The organism is Burkholderia sp. BCC0506, assembly GCF_902833145.1.
Taxonomy (GTDB): domain Bacteria; phylum Pseudomonadota; class Gammaproteobacteria; order Burkholderiales; family Burkholderiaceae; genus Burkholderia.
Genome location: NZ_CADFEN010000009.1, coordinates 169141 through 191400 on the forward strand (window position 1 = coordinate 169141; position 22260 = coordinate 191400).

At 66.4% G+C, this 22260-nt stretch carries 24 protein-coding genes and 2 tRNA genes; 17 read left to right on the plus strand and 9 right to left on the minus strand.

Annotated elements, in window-relative coordinates; genetic code table 11:
- Positions 1–85: 85 nt before the first annotated feature.
- Positions 86–1507, plus strand: coding sequence for an alpha,alpha-trehalose-phosphate synthase (UDP-forming) (otsA, locus tag HWX62_RS21650; protein ID WP_175930553.1), 1422 nt, complete (start codon positions 86–88; stop codon positions 1505–1507).
- Positions 1500–2093 carry an AAA family ATPase gene (locus HWX62_RS21655; protein WP_175930554.1) on the plus strand — a complete coding sequence of 198 codons (594 nt, stop codon included), beginning with the start codon at positions 1500–1502 and terminating at the stop codon, positions 2091–2093. The genes otsA and HWX62_RS21655 overlap by 8 nt, the downstream gene beginning before the upstream one ends.
- A gap of 29 nt (positions 2094–2122) precedes the next feature.
- Here the strand turns inward: HWX62_RS21655 and HWX62_RS21660 are convergent, their stop codons facing one another.
- Positions 2123–3490: an MFS transporter gene (locus HWX62_RS21660; protein ID WP_175930555.1), complete on the minus strand. Its 1368-nt coding sequence runs from the start codon at positions 3488–3490 to the stop codon at positions 2123–2125.
- Positions 3491–3675: 185 nt separating this feature from the next.
- Positions 3676–4056: a DUF5594 family protein gene (locus HWX62_RS21665; protein ID WP_175930556.1), complete on the minus strand. Its 381-nt coding sequence runs from the start codon at positions 4054–4056 to the stop codon at positions 3676–3678.
- 117 nt (positions 4057–4173) lie between these two features.
- Between HWX62_RS21665 and HWX62_RS21670 the strand changes: the two genes are divergently transcribed.
- Positions 4174–4575 (plus strand): hypothetical protein, encoded by a 402-nt coding sequence (locus HWX62_RS21670; RefSeq protein ID WP_175930557.1) that lies wholly within the window; start codon positions 4174–4176, stop codon positions 4573–4575.
- A gap of 192 nt (positions 4576–4767) precedes the next feature.
- On the opposite strand, the gene HWX62_RS21675 is transcribed toward HWX62_RS21670, so the two are convergent.
- Entirely contained in the window at positions 4768–5094 is a 327-nt protein-coding gene (locus HWX62_RS21675) for a hypothetical protein (RefSeq protein ID WP_006478153.1), read from the minus strand.
- 143 nt (positions 5095–5237) lie between these two features.
- Here HWX62_RS21675 and eco point away from each other — a divergent pair, with 143 nt between their 5' ends.
- Positions 5238–5738, plus strand: coding sequence for a serine protease inhibitor ecotin (gene eco / locus HWX62_RS21680; protein ID WP_175930558.1), 501 nt, complete (start codon positions 5238–5240; stop codon positions 5736–5738).
- A 21-nt stretch (positions 5739–5759) separates the two neighbouring features.
- On the opposite strand, the gene HWX62_RS21685 is transcribed toward eco, so the two are convergent.
- The gene (locus HWX62_RS21685) at positions 5760–6383 is read right to left on the minus strand and encodes a TetR/AcrR family transcriptional regulator (protein ID WP_175930559.1); all 624 of its coding nucleotides are present in this window, start codon (positions 6381–6383) and stop codon (positions 5760–5762) included.
- 115 nt (positions 6384–6498) lie between these two features.
- Here HWX62_RS21685 and HWX62_RS21690 point away from each other — a divergent pair, with 115 nt between their 5' ends.
- Positions 6499–7239, plus strand: coding sequence for an SDR family NAD(P)-dependent oxidoreductase (locus HWX62_RS21690; protein WP_175930560.1), 741 nt, complete (start codon positions 6499–6501; stop codon positions 7237–7239).
- 51 nt (positions 7240–7290) lie between these two features.
- Here HWX62_RS21690 and HWX62_RS21695 read toward each other — a convergent pair whose 3' ends face one another.
- Together HWX62_RS21695 and HWX62_RS21700 are read right to left on the minus strand one after the other, a co-directional pair.
- Positions 7291–7623 (minus strand): hypothetical protein, encoded by a 333-nt coding sequence (locus tag HWX62_RS21695; RefSeq protein WP_175930561.1) that lies wholly within the window; start codon positions 7621–7623, stop codon positions 7291–7293.
- Between the two features lie 172 nt (positions 7624–7795).
- Positions 7796–7872, minus strand: a tRNA-Met gene (locus HWX62_RS21700).
- Positions 7873–8045: 173 nt separating this feature from the next.
- On the opposite strand from HWX62_RS21700, the gene HWX62_RS21705 reads away from it, so the two are divergent.
- The 4 genes from HWX62_RS21705 to HWX62_RS21720 all read left to right on the plus strand — a co-directional run bounded on the left by HWX62_RS21705 (position 8046) and on the right by HWX62_RS21720 (position 10072).
- On the plus strand, positions 8046–8627 hold the full coding sequence (locus HWX62_RS21705; protein ID WP_175930562.1) for a sigma-70 family RNA polymerase sigma factor: 582 nt from the start codon (positions 8046–8048) through the stop codon (positions 8625–8627).
- A 12-nt stretch (positions 8628–8639) separates the two neighbouring features.
- Positions 8640–8948: a hypothetical protein gene (locus tag HWX62_RS21710; RefSeq protein ID WP_175930563.1), complete on the plus strand. Its 309-nt coding sequence runs from the start codon at positions 8640–8642 to the stop codon at positions 8946–8948.
- A 2-nt stretch (positions 8949–8950) separates the two neighbouring features.
- Positions 8951–9247, plus strand: a complete 297-nt coding sequence (locus HWX62_RS21715) for a 4Fe-4S binding protein (protein WP_175930564.1) — start codon at positions 8951–8953, stop codon at positions 9245–9247.
- Positions 9248–9355: 108 nt separating this feature from the next.
- Positions 9356–10072: a class I SAM-dependent methyltransferase gene (locus HWX62_RS21720; protein ID WP_175930565.1), complete on the plus strand. Its 717-nt coding sequence runs from the start codon at positions 9356–9358 to the stop codon at positions 10070–10072.
- Positions 10073–10316: 244 nt separating this feature from the next.
- Here the strand turns inward: HWX62_RS21720 and HWX62_RS21725 are convergent, their stop codons facing one another.
- A complete protein-coding gene (locus HWX62_RS21725; RefSeq protein WP_175930566.1) occupies positions 10317–10976 on the minus strand; it encodes an HD domain-containing protein in 660 nt (219 codons plus the stop codon).
- Between the two features lie 181 nt (positions 10977–11157).
- On the opposite strand from HWX62_RS21725, the gene HWX62_RS21730 reads away from it, so the two are divergent.
- From HWX62_RS21730 to HWX62_RS21740, 3 genes are all read left to right on the plus strand, one after another.
- On the plus strand, positions 11158–12567 hold the full coding sequence (locus HWX62_RS21730) for a PLP-dependent aminotransferase family protein (protein WP_175930567.1): 1410 nt from the start codon (positions 11158–11160) through the stop codon (positions 12565–12567).
- A 117-nt stretch (positions 12568–12684) separates the two neighbouring features.
- Positions 12685–13101, plus strand: coding sequence for a cupin domain-containing protein (locus tag HWX62_RS21735; protein ID WP_175930568.1), 417 nt, complete (start codon positions 12685–12687; stop codon positions 13099–13101).
- Positions 13102–13125: 24 nt separating this feature from the next.
- The gene (locus tag HWX62_RS21740; RefSeq protein WP_175930569.1) at positions 13126–13581 is read left to right on the plus strand and encodes a carboxymuconolactone decarboxylase family protein; all 456 of its coding nucleotides are present in this window, start codon (positions 13126–13128) and stop codon (positions 13579–13581) included.
- 124 nt (positions 13582–13705) lie between these two features.
- Here HWX62_RS21740 and HWX62_RS21745 read toward each other — a convergent pair.
- Together HWX62_RS21745 and HWX62_RS21750 are read right to left on the minus strand one after the other, a co-directional pair.
- Positions 13706–13780, minus strand: a tRNA-Arg gene (locus HWX62_RS21745).
- A gap of 148 nt (positions 13781–13928) precedes the next feature.
- A complete protein-coding gene (locus tag HWX62_RS21750; RefSeq protein ID WP_006478164.1) occupies positions 13929–14111 on the minus strand; it encodes a rubredoxin in 183 nt (60 codons plus the stop codon).
- A gap of 198 nt (positions 14112–14309) precedes the next feature.
- Here HWX62_RS21750 and HWX62_RS21755 point away from each other — a divergent pair, with 198 nt between their 5' ends.
- The 5 genes from HWX62_RS21755 (at position 14310) to HWX62_RS21775 (ending at position 22232) form a co-directional block, all read left to right on the plus strand.
- Positions 14310–14714: a DUF4399 domain-containing protein gene (locus HWX62_RS21755; RefSeq protein WP_175930570.1), complete on the plus strand. Its 405-nt coding sequence runs from the start codon at positions 14310–14312 to the stop codon at positions 14712–14714.
- 231 nt (positions 14715–14945) lie between these two features.
- Positions 14946–16931, plus strand: a complete 1986-nt coding sequence (locus tag HWX62_RS21760) for an ATP-binding cassette domain-containing protein (RefSeq protein ID WP_175930571.1) — start codon at positions 14946–14948, stop codon at positions 16929–16931.
- Between the two features lie 220 nt (positions 16932–17151).
- Positions 17152–19134 (plus strand): DNA topoisomerase IV subunit B, encoded by a 1983-nt coding sequence (gene parE / locus HWX62_RS21765; protein WP_175930572.1) that lies wholly within the window; start codon positions 17152–17154, stop codon positions 19132–19134.
- Positions 19135–19204: 70 nt separating this feature from the next.
- Positions 19205–21526, plus strand: coding sequence for a DNA topoisomerase IV subunit A (gene parC / locus HWX62_RS21770; RefSeq protein WP_175930573.1), 2322 nt, complete (start codon positions 19205–19207; stop codon positions 21524–21526).
- 247 nt (positions 21527–21773) lie between these two features.
- Positions 21774–22232 (plus strand): CopD family protein, encoded by a 459-nt coding sequence (locus HWX62_RS21775; RefSeq protein ID WP_175930574.1) that lies wholly within the window; start codon positions 21774–21776, stop codon positions 22230–22232.
- Positions 22233–22260 lie beyond the last annotated feature (28 nt).

A 22260-nucleotide genomic window follows, 5' to 3' on the forward strand; every position in this document is an offset into this window, starting at 1 on the left:
ATCGCCGCGCGGCCGCCTTCGGGCCGCCGCGCCTGCTGCGGCGCGCGTCGCGCGCCAGCCAATCGAATCGAGGAGGGGAAATCGCATGAGCAGATTGATCGTGGTATCGAATCGCGTCGCCGCCGGCGAGGACACGCGCCCGAGCGCGGGCGGCCTGGCCGTCGGCGTGATGGACGCGCTGAAGGAAACGGGCGGTGTCTGGTTCGGCTGGAACGGCGAGATCGTCGGTGCGCCGGATGCCGAGCCCGCGATCCAGCGGGACGGCAACGTGACGTATGCGACGGTCGGGCTGACCCGGCGCGACTACGACCAGTACTATCGCGGCTTCTCGAACGCGACGCTGTGGCCGGTGTTCCACTACCGCGGCGATCTCGCGCGCTTCGATCGACAGGAGTACGCCGGTTATCTGCGTGTGAATGCGATGCTCGCGAAGCAGCTCGCCGCGCTGCTGCGTCCGGACGACCTGATCTGGGTGCACGACTACCACTTGCTGCCGTTCGCGCATTGCCTGCGCGAGCTCGGCGTGACGAACCCGATCGGCTTCTTCCTGCACATCCCGTTTCCGGCGCCCGACGTGCTGCGTCTCGTGCCGCCGCACGAGGAACTCGTGAAGTTCATGTGCGCGTACGACGTCGCGGGCTTCCAGACGGAGGCCGACAAGCAGGCCTTCACCGACTACATCGAGCGGCGCGGCATCGGCGCGGCGAGCGAAGACGGGATGCTGCATGCGCACGGCCGCGTCGTGAAGGTTGCCGCTTATCCGATCGGCGTGCATCCCGACGCGATCGCGCAGGCGGCCGTCCAGTACGGTTCGCGCAAGCCGGTGAAGATGCTGCGCGAGGCGCTGGGCGAGCGCAAGCTGGTGATGAGCGTCGACCGCCTCGATTACTCGAAGGGGCTCGTCGAGCGCTTCCAGTCGTTCGAGCGGATGCTCGCGAATGCGCCGGGCTGGCAGGGGCGCGTGTCGCTCCTGCAGATCGCGCCGCCGACGCGCTCCGACGTGCAGACCTATCAGCAGATCCGCGAAACGCTCGAAGGCGAGGCCGGCCGCATCAACGGCCGCTTCTCGCAGCTCGACTGGACGCCGATCCAGTACCTGAACCGCAAGTACGAACGCAACCTGCTGATGGCGTTCTTCCGGATGTCGCACGTCGGTTACGTGACGCCGCTGCGCGACGGGATGAACCTCGTCGCGAAGGAATACGTCGCATCGCAGGACCCGGCCGATCCGGGCGTGCTCGTGCTGTCGGAGTTCGCGGGCGCCGCGGCCGAGCTGACCGGTGCGCTGCTCGTCAACCCGTACGATCTGTCGCAGATGGCCGAGGCGCTCGAACGCGCGTTGTCGATGCCGCTCGCGGAGCGGCAGGCGCGTCACGAGCAGAACCTCGCGCGGCTGCGCGAGAACGACCTGTCGGTCTGGCGCGACACGTTCGTCGCCGACTTGCGCAGTGTCGCGGCGACGGCGTCGGTCACACGGCGCGCGGGCCGGCGAGTGGCGCATGCGTGAGTGCACGCCGGGAGCCGGTGGCGCCGAAGAAGCGGCCGACGATGCAGCCGGCCGCTTTTTCGTCGTGACGGGCGGCCCGGGTTCCGGCAAGAGCACGTTGCTCGATGCACTCGAGCGGGCCGGATTCGCGCGCTCGCAGGAGGCCGGGCGCGGCGTGATCCGCGACCAGATGGCCGTCGACGGCCCGGCGCTGCCGTGGCGCGACCCGGCTGCGTTCGCCGAGCTGATGCTGGGCTGGGAGATGCGGTCCTACCACCTCGCGCGGCAGGCGCGCGGGCCGGTGTTCTTCGACCGCGGCGTGCCGGACGTGATCGGCTATCTGAAGCTCACCGGGTTGGCGGTACCCGCGCACGCGCAAGCCGCTGCGCGGCGTTTCCGCTATCACCGGCGCGTGTTCATCGCGCCGCCGTGGCCCGACATCTATGTGCAGGACCCCGAGCGCCGGCAGGATTTCGCGGAAGCGGTGCGGACTTATGACGCGATGGTCGATTGCTATACGTCGTATGGCTATCGGCTGATCGAGTTGCCGCGCGTGAGCGTGAAGGCGCGCGTGCGCTTCGTGATGGATGCGCTCGACGCCGCATGATGCCTGCTGCGTGGCGGCGCGCGACGGTGTCAGGCCGCCGCGTCCGGCCGCGGCGACGCGATGCGCAGCAGGCTCACGACCGCGGCCACCGCCGCGAACACCGCCGCGACATGGAGGGCGATCGTCGGCCCGTGGTCGGGCGCGAGCCCGAAAATCAGCGCGACGAGCGCGGCGCCGAGCGTCTGGCCCGTCAGGCGCGCGGTGCTCAGCATGCCGCCGGCGCCGCCGCTGCGCTCGCGCGGCGCGGACGACAGCATCGCGCGGTTGTTCGGCGACTGGAACAGCCCGAAGCCCGCGCCGCACAGCGCCATCCGCCATACGATGTCGACCGTACCCGGGTGCGCGCCGATCGTCGCGAGCGACAGCAGCCCGGCTGCAAACAGCGCAAGCCCGATCCCGCCGAGGACGCCGGCCGAATAGCGGTCCGACAGCACGCCCGCGAGCGGGGCGGCGAATACGATCACGAGCGGCCACGGCGTCATGTAGAGACCCGTCTCGACCTGCGAGAAGCCGAGCGAATGCTGCAGCCAGAACGGCAGCGCGACGAACGCGAGCATCTGCGACGTGAACGACGCCATCGACGTGTAGATCGACAGCGCGAACATCGGGATGCGCATCAGGTCGACGGGCAGCAGCGGCGCCGGCTGCGACAACTGACGCTTCACGAAGAAGTAGCCGACCACGCATGCGATGGCCAGTTCGGCCGCGACGTACGCATGACCTTCGCCGTGGCCGAGCCCGTCCACGGCCGTGATCAAGAGGCCGAACACGCACGCGTTCATCAGCGCGCTCGGGAAGTCGTACGGCGCGTCGTGCAGCGGGTTGGCCGGCAGCGCGCGCACGCTGCCGAGCACGGCCGCGATGCCGATCGGCACGTTGACCGCGAAGAGCCAGGGCCACGACGCGAACGACAGGATCGCGGACGCGACCGTCGGCCCGATCGCCGACGACAGCGCGACCACCATCGCGTTGATCGACAGCCCGCGCCCGAGCATCGACGACGGATAGATCATCCGCACGAGCGCCGCGTTGACGCTCATGATGCCGGCCGCGCCGAACCCCTGGATCACGCGCATCACGGCCAGCACCGGCAGCGAGCCGGCCAGCGCGCAGCCGAGCGACGCCGCGGTGAACAGCGCGAGCCCGGCGATGTAGATGCGGCGATAGCCGATGCGTTCGCCGAGCGATGCGAGCGGCAGCAGCGTGATCGTGACCGCGAGCTGGTACGCGTTGACGATCCAGATCGACGCGGCGTCGGACGCATGCAGGTCGTGCGCGATGGTGGGCAGCGCGACGTTCGCGATGGCGCCGTCGAGCACGGCGAGCGTGATGCCCAGGGCCACGCAGACGATCGCCCAGTAGCGTTGCGGAAGCGGCAGGCCGGTATCGGCGTTCATGACGGGAGCGAGAGCAGGGTTGTCCGCACGCCCGCTTGCCGGTTGCGTGCGCAACCATGCGCAGCGGTGGCGGCGGCGATGAACGGCCCGGCCGGCGCGGCTGCGCCGGAACGGGGTCGGTCGAGTGTATCACCGGGTTGCATCGCGCGCCGCCGCGCCGCGCACTCGCCCGCTGGGGCGCGCATTCAGCCTTCGAAGTCGAGGCCGCCGAGCCGCACGAGCGGGTCGGCCTGCGTGCGCGATGCGAGATCGATGTCGCGCGCGCTTTGCCATGCGCCGAGCTTTCTCGGCAGCGCGGCCAGGTAGTGCTCGAAGCGCTGCGGGCCGTCCGGCTCCATCAGCCGCTCGATTTCGTCGGTGTCCCACGTCAGTTCGAGGTTCAGCGAATGCACGAAGCCGCTCACGTGCTCGTGCGGCGCGCTGCGGATCTGCACGCGGGTCGGGTGCCCGTGCCCGCCGTAGGGGACGACGTCGGCCTGCACGTGACCGGCGAAGAACGCGGCGATCGCCTGTGCGATGCGCGGAGCGAATTCGGTATCGAAACGGCGGGCGGTTTCGGGCTGCATGAAGGCGTCTCCTGTATGCCGAAAATCGTAGCACGGCGACGACGCGTTTCGGCACGTGCGATACCGGTAATCGCGCGTTACCACTTGCTGCATCTATTACGGTCGAGGGCGGCCACAATGCATCGCATCCAGTACCACTTCGCGTGGGAGTCCATCATGAAAAAGATTGCCGCAGTGTGTGTCCTTGCCGGTTCGCTCGCGGCCGCGGGCCCGGCGTCCGCGCATGGCCGCGACGGCGGCGCCGTCATCGGCGCATTGATCGGCGGCGCGGTGCTGGGCGCGATCGTGACGTCCGCGATGAATCCGCCCGTCGCGTATCAGGCGCCCGCGTACCAGGCACCGGCCTATCCGCCGCCGACGTACTACCAGGCCCCCGCGTACCAGCAGCCGGCCTACCCGACCTATCAGCAGGCGCAGTATCAGGACGACGGCCCGAACTATTGCTACGACCGCTACCAGCGCGCGTATGTGTGCGGTGCGCCGGTGCAGGGCGGCTACGCGCGGCCGGCCGGCTGGTAAGCGCGCGGCGCACGAGCCGGTTCCGGGCCGATTGGCCGGCACCCGCCGGCGTTCGCTTCGCCGGGCCGGACGATGAAAGGCCCTCGCTCGATGCGAGGGCCTTTGTCTTTTGCGTCGCCGTTCGCCGGCCAGCGTGATGCGCGGCCGGCGTTTGGCGGGCCGTGCGTGGATACAAACGGTTGCAATTGCGCGTCAGTGGCGATGACCGCCGCCGTCGCCGCGACCGTGTCCGCCGCCACCGCCCTCGTTCCAGTCGCCGCGGCGTCCGCCGCCGCGCCACCAGCCGTTGCCGCGGTTGCCGCGATCGCCGTCCCAGTGATGGTAGTCGCGCCGGCCGCGATCCCAGTCGCGTCCGCCGCCACCGCCCCAGATATTGACCGTGCCGTACACGGGGGACGGCGCGTACGCATAGCCGGGATCGGAATAGTAGGGCTGCCCGTAACCGTATCCGGCGTCCGGGGCGACGACGCAGCCGGCCAGCAGGGTGGCGACGCCGGCGGCAGCAATGAGCTTCAGCATGATGTTCTCCGTTGGTTCCGCTATAAGTACCGCGCCCGGGGATTGCCGGCTGTTTGCAATTGTGTCGCCAAATTACAGCCTCGTAAGGTCTTGCGACGAAAGTGTTAGCATCCGGGGCTCATTTGTTTTTCAGGAGCACATCGATGAAATTCGCGATCCGGGCCGCGCTGGCCGCCTTCTGCGTGACCACGGCCGCCGCGTGCGTGGCCGCGCCGGCTTCCGCGCCCGCCGTGCCGGCCGAGTCGATCAAGATGTTTCCGCAGGCAGCGGCCGGCCAGCAGCGCGTCGTGATCGCGCTGCCCGCGCTCGAGAACGAGGGCGATGCGCGCGTCGAGCTGATGATCGGCAAGACGCTGCAGACCGACTGCAACCAGCAGTGGTTCGGCGGCGAGCTGACCGCCGAGGACGTGAAGGGCTGGGGCTACACGTATTACCGGCTCACCGACGTGAAGGGGCCGGCATCGACGCTGATGGCGTGCCCGGGCCAGGCGCCGCAGCAACGGTTCGTGCAGGTGCGCGGCGACGGTCAACTGTTGCGCTACAACAGCCGCCTGCCGCTCGTCGTCTATGTGCCGGACGGCTTCGACGTGCGCTATCGCGTGTGGCAGGCGTCGAAGGACGTGCAGCAAGCCCTGAAGCAGTAATCGCTGCGCGGCGTCCCGCCGCTACGCAACGGCCGCGCCGCTCGTGCCGACGAGCGCCGGCCATGCGGTCAGCGCGGCCTGTGCGACCGCCTCCAGATCGCGGCGGCTCGCGCCGTCGCGCGCCTGGATCGACATGCCCTGCTGAACCGTCACGTAGTAGCGCGCGATCGCATCGAGATTCGCTTGCGCGGATATTTCGCCCGTCGCGACGCCTTGCGCGAGGCGTTCCCGCAGCGCGTCGACCGTGCCCTCGCGCATCGCGATCAGCGTTTGCCGGACCATGTCGGAGCGCTCGGCCGGATGCAGCGCCGACAGCACGATCAGGCAGCCGGCCGGCTTCGAGCGCCGCGTGAACACGCGTGCGGTATCCATCAGGTAGTTGTGCACGGCGTCGTACGCGCTGGCCGCCCGTTCGACGCCACCCCAGATTTCCCGCCCCTCGGTTGCGCGGTAATGCTCGAGCGCTTGCCGGAACAACGCTTCCTTGCTGCCGAAGGCCGCATACAGGCTCGGCGACGCGATGCCCATCGCGGCCGTCAGGTCGGTCATCGACGCCCCTTCGTAGCCGAGACGCCAGAACACCTCCATCGCGCGATCCAGCGCCGCTTCCTTGTCGAAGCTTCTCGGTCGGCCTCGTTCAGCCATTGCGTCCGTTCCTTCGTCGATATCTGTATCGATCGATAAAATAAATCAATTGACTGTGCGGCGCAACTTGCCACATTCTGTGTCGGTCGTTACATAAATGAGGAAAGGAACCGACATGAATCGACTTCAAGGCAAGCGTGCACTCGTCACGGGCGGCAGCCGCGGCATCGGCGCGGCGATCGCGAAACGGCTGGCGGCCGACGGCGCGGACGTTGCGATCACGTATGAAAAATCGACCGAACGTGCGCAGGCCGTGGTTGCCGCCATCGAGGCGCTGGGCCGCCGCGCCATTGCAATCCAGGCCGACAGCGCCGATCCGGTGGCCGTGCGCAACGCGGTCGATCGGGCGGCGGAGGCGTTCGGCGGCCTCGACATTCTCGTCAACAACGCGGGGATTTTCCGGGCCGGCGCGCTGGACGACCTCACGCTCGACGATATCGACGCGACGCTGAACGTGAACGTGCGCGCGGTGATCGTCGCGTCGCAGGCGGCGGCGCGGCACCTCGGGGAGGGCGGGCGCATCGTGTCGACCGGCAGTTGCCTCGCGACGCGCGTGCCCGATGCGGGGATGAGCCTCTATGCGGCGAGCAAGGCCGCGTTGATCGGCTGGACGCAGGGGCTCGCGCGCGACCTCGGCGCACGCGGCATCACGGTCAACATCGTGCATCCGGGGTCGACCGACACCGACATGAACCCGGCCGATGGCGAGCATGCCGATGCGCAGCGTGCGCGGATGGCGATTCAGCAGTACGGCAAGGCCGATGACGTGGCCGCGCTCGTGGCGTTCGTCGTCGGGCCGGAAGGGCGGTCGATCAACGGCACCGGGTTGACGATCGACGGCGGGGCGAACGCGTAAAGGCCGATGTCCGGCGAGGGTTGCCGGGCGGAGGTGTGTATTCGTGGGCCGTTACTGGCAGCCGAGGCGCTGGTGCTCGGCTTCCAGATCGGCCCGTTTGTCGTAGCCGCGCCGTTCGTTGCGCGGCTTGCCGTCCGGGCTCATCACTCGCACGACCTTCCGGCCGCGGTCGGGCGAGTGCGTGACCGCGTCGATGCCGGCGGCCAGTTCCCGGCAGCGGGCGTCGGGGGAGGTGCTTTCGGGGCGCGGGGTGGCCGAGGCCGTGACGTTGGTGACGCCTGGGCTGACGTAGCGCTGTTTGACCGGGGACGTGCCGATGTCGGCGGCGCCTGCCGTGGCGGTCATCGCTGAAAGCGCGGCGAGCGCCGCGATCGGTCGAATCATTCGAGAAGTCCGTGTGCTGAACCGAAGAAGGTTCGGAATTCTACGCAATGGCGTGTCGCCCGTCGTGGTGAGCGCTCGCTCGCGCCATCTTCGTCTACCGTGCTGCGCCCGCGGGCAACATCCTCCGGACAGCAAAAAGCCCGCTTGCTTTCGCAAAGCGGGCTTCGGTATTTGGTTGCGGGGGTAGGATTCGAACCTACGACCTTCGGGTTATGAGCCCGACGAGCTGCCAGACTGCTCCACCCCGCGGCGCGAAGTGTACTTGGGTCGATGCGGGGAGTCAAACGATTCGTGCGACGGGCGGCCGATGCGATATCGGCCCTGTTTCCCGAAACCCGTGCGACGCAGGGCAGCCGATGCCTGCAGCCGGAAATTTTTCACATTCACCACAATATTCGCGCGCCTGAAACGTCTTCAGACGCATGGAACCGCCACTCACTTCGCAACCGATGACCGACGCAGACCGCGACATCACTGCGACAGTGATGCGTGAACGAACGAGGCTAGGGAATTTCATTCGGCGCCGGATCCGTGACCCGGACGACGCCGAGGACGTTCTGCAGGATGTCCTTCACGAATTCGTACAGGCTTATCGACTTCCTGCGCCGATCGAGCAGGCGAGCGCGTGGCTGTTCCGTGCCGCGCGTAACCGCATCGTCGATCGTTTTCGCAAGAAGAAGGAGCAGCCGCTGACCGACCTGCTCGATGCCGACGACGAAGCCGACAGCGAGTATCGCCTGGATCTCGCGCTACCGGCGCACGATGCGGGGCCTGAAGCGCTCTACGCTCGCACGCTGTTGCTCAAGGCGTTGCAGGACGCGCTCGACGAATTGCCGGCGAATCAGCGCGAGGTTTTCATCGCGCACGAACTGGACGGGCTGTCCTTCAGGGAGATGGCCGCGCAAAGCGGTGTCACGCTCAATACGCTGCTCGCGCGCAAACGCTACGCGGTTTTGCATCTGCGTGCTCGACTGCAACCCATTTATGACGAACTGGATATCTAGAGGAGTCGACGGATGAATTTTCGAATCAGATGTGCGGGCAAGGCGCTGCTCGTGGTGGTGGCGATCGGCGTGCTCGGCTGGGTCGTCATGATGCTGTGGAACTGGGTGATGCCGGCGCTATTCGTCGGCGCGCGGACGATCGACTTCGCTCATGCGCTGGGCCTGCTCGTGTTGAGCCGCATCCTGTTCGGCGGATTTCGCGGACACCGCGGCTGGCACGGCCGGCGCCACTGGCGCAAGTGGGAAGCCATGACGCCCGAGGAGCGCGAGCAGTTCCGCGCCGCATGGCGATCGCGCGGCAAGCGGCCCGCGCAGGAGTGAACATGCGCGAGAAAGCAACGGCCGACTGCAAGCAGAAGGCGGGCGTGATTGCGCCCGTCGTCGATCTGAAACGGTGTGAAGGGAAGGGCGATTGCGTCACCGTTTGCCCCGAAAACGTGTTCGAGGTTCGACGCATCGATCAGGCCGATTACCTCGATCTTGGCTTGATGCATCGCTTGAAGCTGCGCGTGCATGGAATGAAAGTCGCGTACACGCCGAATGCCCAAGCCTGCCGGTCGTGCGGGCGCTGCGTGACGGCGTGTCCCGAACGCGCGATCACGCTTGCCCGAAGGGCATAGCGTCGTCCCGTGCACGCCGATCATGGATCGGCAGCGCGGCAGGCCTGACGGCAGGTAGCAGTCGATGGATATCGCCGTCGACGTGATCAACTTCCTCAAGGAACGCACTTGGCTTCCACCACCCACGCTCTTTTGCAACGGCTCCATGAAGAGAGCCAGCGCGAAATCATCGCCCGCGCACGCGCGCAGTTCCAGGGGCCGAACGAGGCGTTTCCGACGCTCGTCGACGAATACGAAGCACTCGCCCCGAGGCTGCGCGGGCGGTTCCTCGAAACGTTCGGCTTGTTCACCGAAGATTTCGAGTCTTCGGCAGGCAGTGCTCTATCGTTGGCCGTGTCGGCGGAAACGGGACGATTCTTGCGCAACATGGTGCTTGCACAACGGCCGGCCAGAATCCTCGAGCTCGGCAGTTCGTGCGGCGTGTCGACGCTGTATTTTGCCGATGCGTTGCGGACGCTGGGCCGTGGCGTGGTCATCGCGACCGAATGCGATGCGTTCAAGTGCGCGCGGTTGCGGGCTCATGTCGAAACAGCGGGCCTGGGCGCCCATGTCGACGTGCGGGAGGGCGATGTATTCGAGACCGTTGCCGGACTGGACGGGACTGTCGACATGGTGTTTATCGACGTATGGGCCGACGCCTATCTGAAGCTGTTCAAGCAGATCGAGCGCCTGCTACGCCCGGGATCGGTCGTGCTGGCCGACAACATGTACACGGCCGAGGACGCCGTTCGACCGTACAAGCATTACCTCGACGAGAATCCGCGGTTTTCGACCACGACGCTGGATTTTGAGTCGGGGGTCGAGTTTACGGTTGTGGTTGCTTGAGCGGGGGCGTTCTTGTGAGCTTGGGGAGGCATGGCGCTTGACTGGTCACCGACAGAATTCATATTTGCGGAATGGACGGTCGTTACCGGCTAAGACGTCCCATAGATGCCGACAGAATACCGGCAGGCATCGGTGCAATGCGCGCCCGATACCCTTGCTGGCGCCCGTGATCGAAAGCGTCCGTCTGAGTATTTTGAAAATCCTATAGACGTGGAAATCAAGCGCGTCGCGCCTGCCGAACAGGTCAGCGCCAGCTCGAATTCAACATGATGCTGCACACGTTCACGCGCTCGAATGTCGGATCCTTGTAGGCGAGAAAATCGTCGTTGAAGGTGCCGAACGTGGTGCCTGGGCGATGCTTCATGCCGTCGTAGAAGGCATCGATCATCTTGCCGGCGAAATCGGCGCCGCGCGGGTAGGCCGCGACCACCGCCGCGCGCTGTTCCTCCGAGAACGCATCGAAACCCCGTCCGGCTACGTCCATTCCTGCTCCTGCTTGTACCAGCGCGATTTCCCCGTGCATGTGCTCGGGAATGCCCGGCGTCGTATGGAGCGCCACCGCCGTCCATACCTTCATTACATCGGCCTCGTCGACGTGATGGCTGCGCAGAAAATCGCGCGCGGCGTTTGCGCCGTCCACCTCGAAACGCAGATCGCTTTCGCGATAAGCCGACGTCAAACCAATATCGTGGAACATGGATGCTACGTAGAGCAGCTCCGGGTCGAAGGAAATGAGTTTCCGTTTGCCGAGCATCGCGCCCCATAGGTAGACCCGTGTCGAGTGGTTGAACAGCAGTTCGCTCTCGGTGTCGCGAATGAGCTGGGCTACCTCACGCGCCAGCTGGCTGTCTGGGATGGCGACGTCCAACGTGTCGTGTGTCGACGCTGTTTTTGCTTGCTTCATCGTATGACCTCAGCTGTAAGGAGCGTGCGTTTGGCGCGGCACGCTTGGCTTGCGAGCCGCCTCACGTTGGCGGCTGGTTCGGCGCCGGAACTGACTGGCGGCGTTACACCGAGGAAGTTACGCTTACCATGGAGCATGGAACAGGCCCAAGATCGAGCAATCCGAATGTACTATCGCCCCCATGGCACCCCTTTCCATTGGTCTCGATCGCGCCGGACGCACCTCGCTGTCGGCGCAAATTTACGGCTCGATCCGGGATGCGATCGAATCGGGGCAGCTTGCCGCCGGCGCGAGGCTGCCGTCTTGGTCGGATCTGGCCGCCCAGCTCGGCGTGTCCCGGGGCACCGTGCGTGCCGCGTATGAACGTCTGATCGACGAGCAGTTCGCGATCGGCCTGGGCGCGGCCGGCACCCGGGTCGCCGCGCGGCCTTTGCCGGCGACGACCGGATGGTCGCCGGAGGAGCCGCCGCTGCCGGATCTCTTCTACGATTTCAGCGCGGCGCCTTTGGCGTTTCAAATGGGTGTGCCCTCCCAAGACGCCTTTCCCTTCAAGCTCTGGTCACGCATTCAGGCACGCGCGGCGCGCCGAGCGGCAGCGGCTCCAGTCGGATATCCCGATCCACGCGGCGAGCCGGATTTGCGACAGGAGATCGCGGCGTATCTTGGCGTCTCGCGAGGGCTTCGATGCAGTCCGTCCCAGGTCTTCGTCACGGCAGGTTTCTCCGGCGCGCTCAATCTGGCGATTCGCGGTCTGCGCCTGGAAGGCGGGCAGGCCTGGATGGAGGACCCCGGCTTTCCGCTCACGCGTACGGCGCTCGGGTTGGCCGGCATGACCGTGGCCGGGGTGCCGGTAGACGCGCACGGGCTCGATATCGACGCAGGTATCCAGATTGCGCCCGAAGCCACCCTCGCGGTGGTGACACCGGGCCAGCAGGCTCCGCTCGGAATGACGATGTCGCTCGCTCGGCGGATTTCACTGCTCGGTTGGGCCAAACAACACGATGCCTGGATCGTCGAAGACGATTATCTCGGCGAACTGCAATTGAAAGGGCGGGCAGCACCGGCGCTGGCCTCGCTCGATCAGGACGGGCGCGTGCTGCACATCGGGACCTTCAGCAAAACGATCAGCCCGTCACTGCGCCTGGGATTTCTCGTTGTCCCGCCGGGCATGGCGCGCCACTTCGGTGACGTCGCCGCGTGCCTCGCGCCCGCCTCGGCTGTATCCGTGCAGCACGCCGTGACCGAGTTCATGCACGACGGACACTATCTTCGCCATCTACGGCGGATGAAGCGTCTTTACGCTGCCCGGCAGGAAGCCCTGGTTCGTTGTCTGAACGGACTGGACTCGGACTCGATCAAAGTGCAGGCCGCCGCCGGCATGACCGTCGTGGCCGCGCTTCCCCAATCCGTATCGGATATCGATGTCGCTTTGCGGGCGCGTGCTTTCGGGCTGGCCCCGGTTCCTTTCTCACCGTGGTATACGAGCGGTCCGGGGCAACAGGGGCTATTGCTGGGCGTTACGAACCTGAATGAAAGAACGCTGGCGGCCAACTGTTCCCGCCTGCTTGAACTCGTTCGCGGACGCCACTGACGGACCACCTATACCTGCTCCCCGGGCTTCTTGGTACATTGAAAATGTTCATTCCTGGTGCTTTTGCGTGCCGCCATGTCAAACGACAATGCAGGAACGCAAAGGAGCCAGACGCACATGAATATTCAATCCCTCGTGGGAGCCGCCGGCATAGCGATGGCCGTCGGCATCGCCGTGCCGGTCGCGGCACATGGCACGGCTGAAACCGTCACACCGAACTTTCAGCACGCCATTCCCAACATTCCGGGCAAGTCGTTGACCGCCGTCGTCGTCGATTACGCACCCGGTGCGGCGTCGGCCGCGCACAGGCATGCGGGCTCGGCTTTCATCTATGCCTACGTCGTATCGGGTGAGATCGAATCACAGGTCGATGGCGGTCCGAAGCATGTCTACCATGCCGGCGAGAGTTTCTTCGAGGAGCCGGGCGCCATTCACCGCATAAGCCGCAATGCGAGCGAAACGCGGCCTGCAAGGTTGCTCGCTGTGTTCGTCGCGAACAGCAACGACAAAGCTCTGACCACCCCCATCAAGTAAACCACTGACTCAAGGAGTATCCCCATGAGCAAGCGTCTCGACTATACCCAGATTGCTCCGGCGGGCGTCAAAGCCCTCGGCGGCGTCTATGGCTACGTCATGCAGAGCGACCTGTCGCCAGTGCTCGTCGATCTGGTCTATCTCCGCGTTTCGCAGATCAACAACTGCGCCTATTGCCTCGACATGCATACACGCGACCTGCTGAACAAAGGCGTGAAGGTCGAAAAGCTGGCGCTCGTGCAGGCATGGCGGGAAGCGGGCCATCTGTTCGACGATCGCGAGCGTGCAGCACTCGCATGGGCGGAATCGGTGACACTCGTGGCGCAGACCGGTGTGCCGGATGCGGCCTACGAGGCCGCCCGCGGCACGTTCAATGAACGGGAACTGGTTGACCTGACCATCGCCGTCGGCCTGATGAATACCTATAACCGTATGGCGATCAGCTTCCGGAATACACCTCAAGCCGTGATGGAGCAGTAAAACGCTGCGCGGGTTTATGCAGCGTAAAAGCGCCGCGACGTCGGCACGATGGGAGCTAGATGGCCGCCGGACGGGCTTGAGCGGGGAGTTTCTTGTGAATCTTGGGGGAGGTTTGGGGCATGGCTGGTCCCCCCGACAGGAATCGAACCTGTATCTAGCGCTTAGGAGGCGCTTGTTCTATCCATTGAACTACGGGGAGCGCCAAGTCCGGGCAATCGCGCAAAGGAAGGCGAACCGGACGGCGGTGTGGACAGCGCGCAGAGTATAGCAAACGCGCGGCGCGTCGGCGGGGCGGAATGCGCCTCCGACGCGCGTATCGCGTGATCGACCGCGATCGGAACGGAAAATCAGAAATCGACGACGACGAAATCTTCCTTGCCCACGTCGCACAGCGGGCAGCGCCAGTCGGCGGGAATGTCGGCGAAACGCGTGCCGGCCGGGATGCCTTCGTCGGGCAGCCCTTCCGCTTCGTTGTAGACCCACCCGCAAATCAGGCAGACCCAGCTCTGGTATTCGGTTACTTCGCTCATGTTGCGCTCGGGAAAATGAAAATTCGGCGATGCCGTCCGCGGCCTGGCCACCGGACGAAAGGCGCAATGGTACCGGAATTTCGCCGAACGCCTGCGCAACGTCGTTTTAAACGTACGCATCGCGAACAACCGGCGCCGTCGCGTCGGTCGGGCATGCAGTGTATGCTTCGTGAGCCTTTCAATCTGAAGGAGGAAACGATGCTCAACAGAAAGTGGATCGCGGGTGCAGTCTGTGTCGCGGCACTGGCCGTGTCGACGCTCGCGCGCGCCGAAGCGCGCGTGTTCTTCGTCGAGCCGCAGGACGGCGCGACGGTGTCGAGCCCCGTGCACGTGAAGTTCGGTCTCGAAGGCATGGCGCTCAAGCCGGCCGGCGACATGACGCCGGATACCGGCCACCATCACCTGCTGATCGACGGCAAGCCGGTGCCGAAGGGCGACGTGATCCCGGCGACCGAGCATTCGCTGCATTTCGGCAAGGCCCAGACCGAGACCGACGTGAAGCTGCCGCCCGGCCAGCACACGCTGACGTTGCAGCTCGGGGACGGCGCGCACCGTTCGTATGGTCCCGAAATGAGCTCGACCATCACGATCAACGTGAAATAACCGCGCGTTCCGCGCCGGCGCTCGCCGCGCCGCGCGCGGGATCGGCCGATCGGCCGGCCGTGGGCATCCGGCCGGCATTCGCCCGTTGACGCGGGTACGCAAACGGCGTCCGGGATCCTGAGGGAAAAACCGTCCGCAATCCGCTCACGGCACCACCCCGGAGCGCTTCAAGCGCATCGCGCGGCCCTCGTCCGTCCAGCCAAGCCGATAACGGCTCGCGCGCCCGGTACAATGGGCGCTTCCGATTTCTCTCTTCGCCGTCTCCCCATGTCGCTCTATTCCATTACCGGCGCGCAGCTCGCGTTCGGTCACGTCGCGTTGCTCGATCACGCGGATTTCTCGCTGGAAGCCGGCGAGCGGGTCGGCCTGATCGGCCGCAACGGCGCGGGCAAGTCGTCGCTGCTGAAGATCGTCGCCGGCCTCGCGAAGCCCGACGACGGGCTGATCACGCGCCAGCAGGAGCTCGTGACCGTCTACGTGCCGCAGGAGCCCGAGTTCGAACCGGGCGCGACGGTGTTCGACGCGGTCGCGTCGGGGCTCGCGCATACGCGCGAACTGCTCGAAGAATACGATTCGATCGCGCACCGCCTTGCGGAAATACCGGAAGGCGCCGAGCACGATGCGCTGCTCGCGCGGATGAACGCACTGCAGTCGTCGCTGGATGCGCACGACGCGTGGAACTGGCGCACGCGCGTGTCGATGACGCTCGCGCAGATCGGCCTGCAGGACGGCGACGCGAGCGTCGACGCGCTGTCGGGCGGGATGCAGAAGCGGGTCGCGCTGGCGCGCGCGCTGGTGCTGCAACCGGACGTGCTGCTGCTCGACGAGCCGACCAACCACCTTGATTTCGACGGCATCCGCTGGCTCGAGGAACTGCTCGTCGCGCAACGCGCGGGCCTGCTGTTCATCACCCACGATCGCGCGTTCCTCGATCGCGTCGCGACGCGCATCGTCGAGCTGGATCGCGGCCGGCTGCTGTCGTACCCGGGCAATTTCTCCGCATACCAGACGCGCAAGGCGCAGCAGCTCGAAGTCGAGCGCGTGGAGAACGAGAAGTTCGACAAGCTGCTCGCGCAGGAAGAGGTGTGGATCCGCAAGGGCGTCGAAGCGCGCCGCACGCGCAGCGTCGGCCGCATCGCGCGGCTCGTGCAGATGCGCAACGAGCGCGCGGAGCGCCGCAACGCGCAGGGCAACGTGAAGCTCGACGTCGCGCAGGGCGAGAAGTCCGGCAAGATCGTCGCGGAGCTGACCGACGTGACGAAGCGCTACGGCGGCCGCACGGTGGTCGACCGCTTCTCGACGACGGTCATGCGCGGCGACAAGATCGGCTTCGTCGGCCCGAACGGCGCCGGCAAGACGACATTGCTGAAGCTGATCCTCGGCGAGCTGAAGCCCGACGAAGGCACGGTGCGCACCGGCACGAACCTGCAGGTCGCGTATTTCGACCAGATGCGCGCGCAGCTCGACCAGGAGAAGAGCCTCGCGGATACGATCAGCCCCGGCAGCGAATGGGTCGAGATCGGCGGCGTGCGCAAGCACGTGATGAGCTATCTCGGCGATTTCCTGTTCGCGCCGGAACGCGCGCGCTCGCCGGTGAAGTCGCTGTCCGGCGGCGAGCGCAACCGGCTGCTGCTCGCGCGCCTGTTCGCGCGCCCGGCCAACGTGCTGGTGCTCGACGAACCGACCAACGACCTCGACATCCCGACGCTCGAACTGCTCGAAGAGCTGCTGGCCGACTACGACGGCACGGTGCTGCTGGTCAGCCACGATCGCGCGTTCCTCGACAACGTCGTGACGTCGGTGATCGCGGCGGAGGGCGACGGCAAGTGGCGCGAATATGTCGGCGGCTTCACCGACTGGCAGGTCCAGAGCGAGCGCTCGGAGCAGCTCGCGCAGCAGGACGCGGCGAAGCGCGCGGTCAAGGAGGCGGCGCCCGCGAAGGACGAGCCGGCGAAGAGCGCGGCGGGCCGCAACGCGCAGCGCACGGTGAAGCTGTCGTTCAACGAACAGCGCGAACTCGATTCGCTGCCGGAGAAGATCGCCGCGCTCGAAGCGGAGCAGAAGACGATCAATGCACAGCTCGAGGACGGTTCGATTTTCGCGAAGGACCCGCAGGAAGGCACGCGCCTGACCGAGCGGTTCGCGGCGATCGACGACGAACTGCTCGCCGCGCTCGAACGGTGGGAAACGCTCGAGGCGAAGCGCAAGCCGGTGTGACGCGCGCGGCGCGCGCCGATCCCGCGATTGGCGCGCCACGCGGAACCAGTAAAATACCGCGCGTCCAGGGTCGCGCCGCGCACGCCGCGCGCCCGCTTTCGGAGCAGTCCAAGCACACCGTTGTTTCGATTCGCTTTTTTACGGAACTCAACGTTTTGTCCACGACGTTATCCACACGAGGTGTGGACAACGTCCCGATGAATGACGAAATTCAGCGCCTATGTCAACGAAGAAACCCAGCGCGGCCTATAGCGAAGCATCGATCAAGGTGCTCAAGGGTCTCGAGCCGGTCAAGCAGCGGCCCGGCATGTACACCCGTACAGAGAATCCGCTGCACATCATCCAGGAAGTCATCGACAACGCGTCCGACGAGGCGCTCGGCGGCTACGGCAAGCAGATCACGGTCACGCTGCACGCCGACCAGTCGGTCTCGGTCGAGGACGACGGCCGCGGCATCCCGTTCGGCATGCACCCGGAAGAAGGCGTGCCGGTCGTCGAGATCGTGTTCACGCGCCTGCATGCGGGCGGCAAGTTCGACAAGGCCGCCGGCGGCGCCTATACGTTCTCGGGCGGCCTGCACGGGGTCGGCGTGTCGGTCACGAACGCACTGGCGACGCGTCTGAACGTGACGGTCTGGCGCGACGGCAAGATTGCCGAGCTCGGCTTCGCGGACGGCGACGTGGTCAAGCCGCTCGCCACGCAGGCGGCGGGCCGCGGCGAGAAGAAATCCGGCACGCGCGTGCAGGTGTGGCCGAACCCGAAATACTTCGATTCGCCGAACCTGCCGCTCGGCGAGCTTCAGCGCCTGCTGCGCTCGAAGGCCGTGCTGCTGCCGGGCGTCGAGGTCGTGCTCGTCAACGAAAAGACGGGCGAGCGCCAGACGTGGAAGTATGAAGACGGCCTGCGCGGCTACCTGCTCGACGAGATGAACGGCAGCGAGCTGCTGATCCCGCTGTTCGAGGGCGAGCGTTTCGCCGATTCGCGTTCGACGGACGAAACCTTCGCCGAGGGCGAGGGCGCATCGTGGGTCGTCGCATGGAGCGAGGAAGGCTCGCTCGTGCGCGAGTCGTACGTGAACCTGATTCCGACGCCGGCCGGCGGCACGCACGAGTCGGGCCTGCGCGATGGCCTGTACCAGGCCGTGAAGAGTTTCGTCGAACTGCACAACCTGCAGCCGAAGGGCGTGAAGCTGCTCGCGGAAGACGTGTTCGCGCGCGTGTCGTTCGTGTTGTCCGCGAAGGTGCTCGATCCGCAGTTCCAGGGGCAAATCAAGGAGCGGCTGAACAGCCGCGACGCGGTGAAGCTCGTGTCGTCGTTCTCGCGCCCGGCGCTCGAACTGTGGCTGAACCAGCACGTCGAGCACGGCAAGAAGCTTGCCGAACTCGTGATCAAGCAGGCGCAGGCGCGCACGCGCGCCGGCCAGAAGGTCGAGAAGCGCAAGAGCTCGGGCGTCGCGGTGCTGCCCGGCAAGCTGACCGACTGCGAGACGGAAGATATCGCGCGCAACGAACTGTTCCTCGTCGAGGGCGACTCGGCGGGCGGCTCCGCGAAGATGGGCCGCGACAAGGAATACCAGGCGATCCTGCCGCTGCGCGGCAAGGTGCTGAATACGTGGGAAACCGAGCGCGATCGCCTGTTCGCGAACAACGAGGTGCACGACATCTCGGTCGCGATCGGGGTCGATCCGCACAGCCCCGACGATACCGTCGACCTGTCGAACCTGCGCTACGGCAAGATCTGCATCCTGTCGGACGCGGACGTCGACGGCTCGCACATCCAGGTGCTGCTGCTCACGCTGTTCTTCAAGCATTTCCCGCAACTGATCGAGCGCGGCCACGTGTACGTCGCGCGCCCGCCGCTGTTTCGCGTCGATGCGCCCGCGCGCGGCAAGAAGCCCGCGCAGAAGCTCTACGCGCTCGACGACGGCGAGCTCGAGGCGATCCTCGACAAGCTGCGCAAGGACGGCGTGCGCGACACGCAGTGGAGCATCAGCCGCTTCAAGGGCCTCGGCGAAATGAGCGCCGAGCAGTTGTGGGACACGACGATGAACCCCGACACGCGCCGCCTGATGCCGGTGAAGCTCGGCGAGCTCGACTACGAGGCGACCGTCGCGCGGATGACGATGCTGATGGGCAAGGGCGAGGCGGCCGCGCGGCGCGGCTGGCTCGAGGAAAAGGGCAACGACGTCGAAGCGGACATTTAAGCGGAGCGTTCCGCGCGGCCGGGCATGACGCCCGGCCCGGCCTCACGCCACTTACGAATACGGAATTCAGATGGACGACAATACTTCCGATCTCTTTGCCACCCCCGACGCGCCCGAGAGCGACGCGCTGACGCTCGGCAACTACGCGGAGCAGGCGTATCTCAGCTACGCGGTCAGCGTCGTGAAGAGCCGCGCGCTGCCCGACGTGTGCGACGGCCAGAAGCCGGTGCAGCGCCGGATCCTGTTCGCGATGAACGAAATGGGCCTGGGGCCCGACGCGAAACCGGTGAAGTCGGCACGCGTGGTCGGCGACGTGCTCGGTAAATACCACCCGCACGGCGACCAGTCGGCGTACGACGCGCTCGTGCGGCTCGCGCAGGATTTCTCGCTGCGCTATCCGCTGATCGACGGGCAGGGCAACTTCGGCTCGCGCGACGGCGACGGCGCGGCGGCGATGCGTTACACCGAAGCGCGGCTCACGCCGATCTCGAAGCTGCTGCTCGACGAAATCGACCAGGGCACGGTCGACTTCATGCCGAACTACGACGGCTCGTTCGAGGAGCCGAAGACGCTGCCGAGCCGCATGCCGTTCGTGCTGCTGAACGGCGCGTCGGGCATCGCGGTCGGCCTCGCCACCGAAATCCCGTCGCACAACCTGCGCGAGGTCGCGGCCGCGGCGGTCGCGCTGATCCGCAATCCGAAGCTCACGCACGCGGAGTTGATGAACCTGATTCCCGGCCCGGATTTCCCCGGTGGCGGCCAGATCATCTCGAGCGACACCGAAATCTCGGCGGCGTACGAAACGGGCCGCGGCAGCCTGAAGGTGCGTGCGAAGTGGAAGATCGAGGATCTCGCACGCGGCCAGTGGCAGCTCGTCGTGACCGAACTGCCGCCGAACACGTCGGGCCAGAAGGTGCTCGAGGAAATCGAGGAGCTGACCAACCCGAAGCTCAAGCTCGGCAAGAAGACGCTGACGCCCGAGCAGCTCAACACGAAGAAGGCGATGCTCGACCTGCTCGACGCGGTGCGCGACGAGTCGGGCAAGGAAGCGGCGGTGCGGCTCGTGTTCGAGCCGAAGTCGCGCACGATCGACCAGACGGAATTCGTGAACACGCTGCTCGCGTACACGAGCCTCGAATCGAACGCGACGCTGAACCTCGTGATGATCGGCGCCGACGGCCGGCCGGGCCAGAAGGGGCTGCTGACGATCCTCGACGAATGGGTGAAGTTCCGTCAGCTGACGATGACGCGCCGCTGCCGCCATCGTCTCGCGAAGGTCGACGACCGCATCCACATCCTCGAAGGGCGGATGATCGTCTTCCTGAACATCGACGAGGTGATCCGCATCATCCGCGAGTCGGACGAGCCGAAGGCCGCGCTGATGAGTGCGTTCGGCCTCAGCGAGCGGCAGGCCGAGGACATCCTCGAAATCCGCCTGCGCCAGCTCGCGCGGCTCGAGAAGATCAAGATCGAGAAGGAACTCGAAGCGCTGCGCGACGAGAAGGCGAAGCTCGAGGAACTGCTCGCGAACGAAAGCGCGATGAAGCGGCTGATGATCAAGGAGATCGAGGCCGACGCGAAGCAGTACGGCGACGATCGCCGCACGCTGATCCAGCAGGAAAAGCGCGCGACGTTCGAGGCGAAGGTGGTCGACGAGCCGGTGACGGTCGTCGTGTCGCAGAAGGGCTGGGTGCGCGCGCTGAAGGGCCACGGGCTCGACCCGGCCGCGTTCTCGTTCAAGGCCGGCGACAGCCTGTACGCGGCGTTCCAGTGCCGCACGCCGGATCGCCTGATCGCGTGGGGCAGCAGCGGCCGCGTGTACTCGGTCGACGTGTCGGTGCTGCCGGGCGGGCGCGGCGACGGCGTGCCGGTCACGTCGCTGATCGAGCTCGAATCGGGCTCGCACCTGATGCACTACTACGCGGCGCCGGCCGATCAGCAACTGCTGCTCGCGTCGAGCAACGGCTTCGGCTTCCTCGCGAAGGTCGGCGACATGGTGAGCCGCGTGAAGGCCGGCAAGTCGTTCATGACCATCGATGCGGGCGCGGTGCCGCTCGCGCCGATGCCGGTGCTGCCGAACGCGACGCAGGTCGCGTGCCTGTCGAGCGGCGGCCGCCTGCTGGTGTTCGGGATGGACGAGATGAAGACGCTGTCCGGAGGCGGGCGCGGCGTGATCCTGATGGCGCTCGAGGACAAGGAAACGCTCGTGCAGGCGCTGGCGATCGATCCGGCCGGCGTCGTGCTGATCGGCACCGGCCGCGGCGGCAAGGTGCAGGACGAGACGCTGTCGTACGCCGGGCTCGCACCGCACATCGGCAAGCGCGCACGCAAGGGCCGTGCGCCGGAGACGAAGCTCAAGGTCGTCACCGAGCTGCGTCCGCTGCTCGGCTGACGCCGCGCGCGGTCGCACGGTCGACCGCGATCGAAAGCCGCGCGTCCGCTTCGGCGGGCGTGCGGCTTTTTGCTTTCCGGCGCCGGGATTCGGGTAAGCAAGCGTGGCGCTGTCACGCGGAACTTGCAAAATAGTGTGAAATCGCGCGGAGGGTCTGAACCGCGACGCGGCTGGCCGGTCGAACGTCGCTTGATGCCGCGTACGACGCGGCCGTTCGCTGCACCCCACTCATCACAGGATCGTCGCCATGTCCCATGCCGTTGCCGTCGCGCTGTTTCTTCACCTGCTGGCCGTCGCCGTGTGGGTGGGCGGGATGGTCTTCGCACACTTCTGCCTGCGCCCGGCGCTGTCCGACCTGTCGCCGCAACTGCGGCTGCCGCTGATCGAAGGCGTGTTCGGCCGCTTCTTCAACTGGGTGGCGGGGGCCGTGATCGTGATCCTGCTGTCGGGCGGCTTCCTGCTGATCAGCTTCGGCGGCGCGCACGCGACGTGGTCGCTGCATGCGATGGCCGGGCTCGGCGTCGTGATGATGCTGATCTTCGGACACATCCGCTTCGCGCTGTTCCCGCGCATTCGCCGTGCGGTGCAGGCGCAGAACTGGCCGGACGGCGCGCGCGCGGTGAACGCGGTACGCCTGCTCGTCGTCGTGAACCTCGTGCTCGGCGTCGTCACGATCGGCGCGGCCGTGCTGTCGCGCGGCTTCTGACGGGCCGCCGTCGGATTTCCACCTTCTG

Bases quoted from the DNA above. Each gene is read 5' to 3' on its own strand.
- HWX62_RS21655 (WP_175930554.1), top strand. From the start codon at position 1,500: ATGCGTGAGTGCACGCCGGGAGCCGGTGGCGCCGAAGAAGCGGCCGAC.
- HWX62_RS21735 (WP_175930568.1), top strand. From the start codon at position 12,685: ATGAATATTCAATCCCTCGTGGGAGCCGCCGGCATAGCGATGGCCGTC.
- HWX62_RS21710 (WP_175930563.1), top strand. From the start codon at position 8,640: ATGAATTTTCGAATCAGATGTGCGGGCAAGGCGCTGCTCGTGGTGGTG.
- parC (WP_175930573.1), top strand. From the start codon at position 19,205: ATGGACGACAATACTTCCGATCTCTTTGCCACCCCCGACGCGCCCGAG.
- HWX62_RS21705 (WP_175930562.1), top strand. From the start codon at position 8,046: ATGGAACCGCCACTCACTTCGCAACCGATGACCGACGCAGACCGCGAC.
- HWX62_RS21760 (WP_175930571.1), top strand. From the start codon at position 14,946: ATGGGCGCTTCCGATTTCTCTCTTCGCCGTCTCCCCATGTCGCTCTAT.
- HWX62_RS21695 (WP_175930561.1), bottom strand. From the start codon at position 7,623: ATGATTCGACCGATCGCGGCGCTCGCCGCGCTTTCAGCGATGACCGCC.
- HWX62_RS21685 (WP_175930559.1), bottom strand. From the start codon at position 6,383: ATGGCTGAACGAGGCCGACCGAGAAGCTTCGACAAGGAAGCGGCGCTG.
- HWX62_RS21660 (WP_175930555.1), bottom strand. From the start codon at position 3,490: ATGAACGCCGATACCGGCCTGCCGCTTCCGCAACGCTACTGGGCGATC.
- parE (WP_175930572.1), top strand. From the start codon at position 17,152: ATGTCAACGAAGAAACCCAGCGCGGCCTATAGCGAAGCATCGATCAAG.
- otsA (WP_175930553.1), top strand. From the start codon at position 86: ATGAGCAGATTGATCGTGGTATCGAATCGCGTCGCCGCCGGCGAGGAC.
- HWX62_RS21730 (WP_175930567.1), top strand. From the start codon at position 11,158: ATGGCACCCCTTTCCATTGGTCTCGATCGCGCCGGACGCACCTCGCTG.
- eco (WP_175930558.1), top strand. From the start codon at position 5,238: ATGAAATTCGCGATCCGGGCCGCGCTGGCCGCCTTCTGCGTGACCACG.
- HWX62_RS21670 (WP_175930557.1), top strand. From the start codon at position 4,174: ATGCATCGCATCCAGTACCACTTCGCGTGGGAGTCCATCATGAAAAAG.
- HWX62_RS21755 (WP_175930570.1), top strand. From the start codon at position 14,310: ATGCTCAACAGAAAGTGGATCGCGGGTGCAGTCTGTGTCGCGGCACTG.
- HWX62_RS21775 (WP_175930574.1), top strand. From the start codon at position 21,774: ATGTCCCATGCCGTTGCCGTCGCGCTGTTTCTTCACCTGCTGGCCGTC.
- HWX62_RS21750 (WP_006478164.1), bottom strand. From the start codon at position 14,111: ATGAGCGAAGTAACCGAATACCAGAGCTGGGTCTGCCTGATTTGCGGG.
- HWX62_RS21725 (WP_175930566.1), bottom strand. From the start codon at position 10,976: ATGAAGCAAGCAAAAACAGCGTCGACACACGACACGTTGGACGTCGCC.
- HWX62_RS21715 (WP_175930564.1), top strand. From the start codon at position 8,951: ATGCGCGAGAAAGCAACGGCCGACTGCAAGCAGAAGGCGGGCGTGATT.
- HWX62_RS21690 (WP_175930560.1), top strand. From the start codon at position 6,499: ATGAATCGACTTCAAGGCAAGCGTGCACTCGTCACGGGCGGCAGCCGC.
- HWX62_RS21665 (WP_175930556.1), bottom strand. From the start codon at position 4,056: ATGCAGCCCGAAACCGCCCGCCGTTTCGATACCGAATTCGCTCCGCGC.
- HWX62_RS21675 (WP_006478153.1), bottom strand. From the start codon at position 5,094: ATGCTGAAGCTCATTGCTGCCGCCGGCGTCGCCACCCTGCTGGCCGGC.
- HWX62_RS21740 (WP_175930569.1), top strand. From the start codon at position 13,126: ATGAGCAAGCGTCTCGACTATACCCAGATTGCTCCGGCGGGCGTCAAA.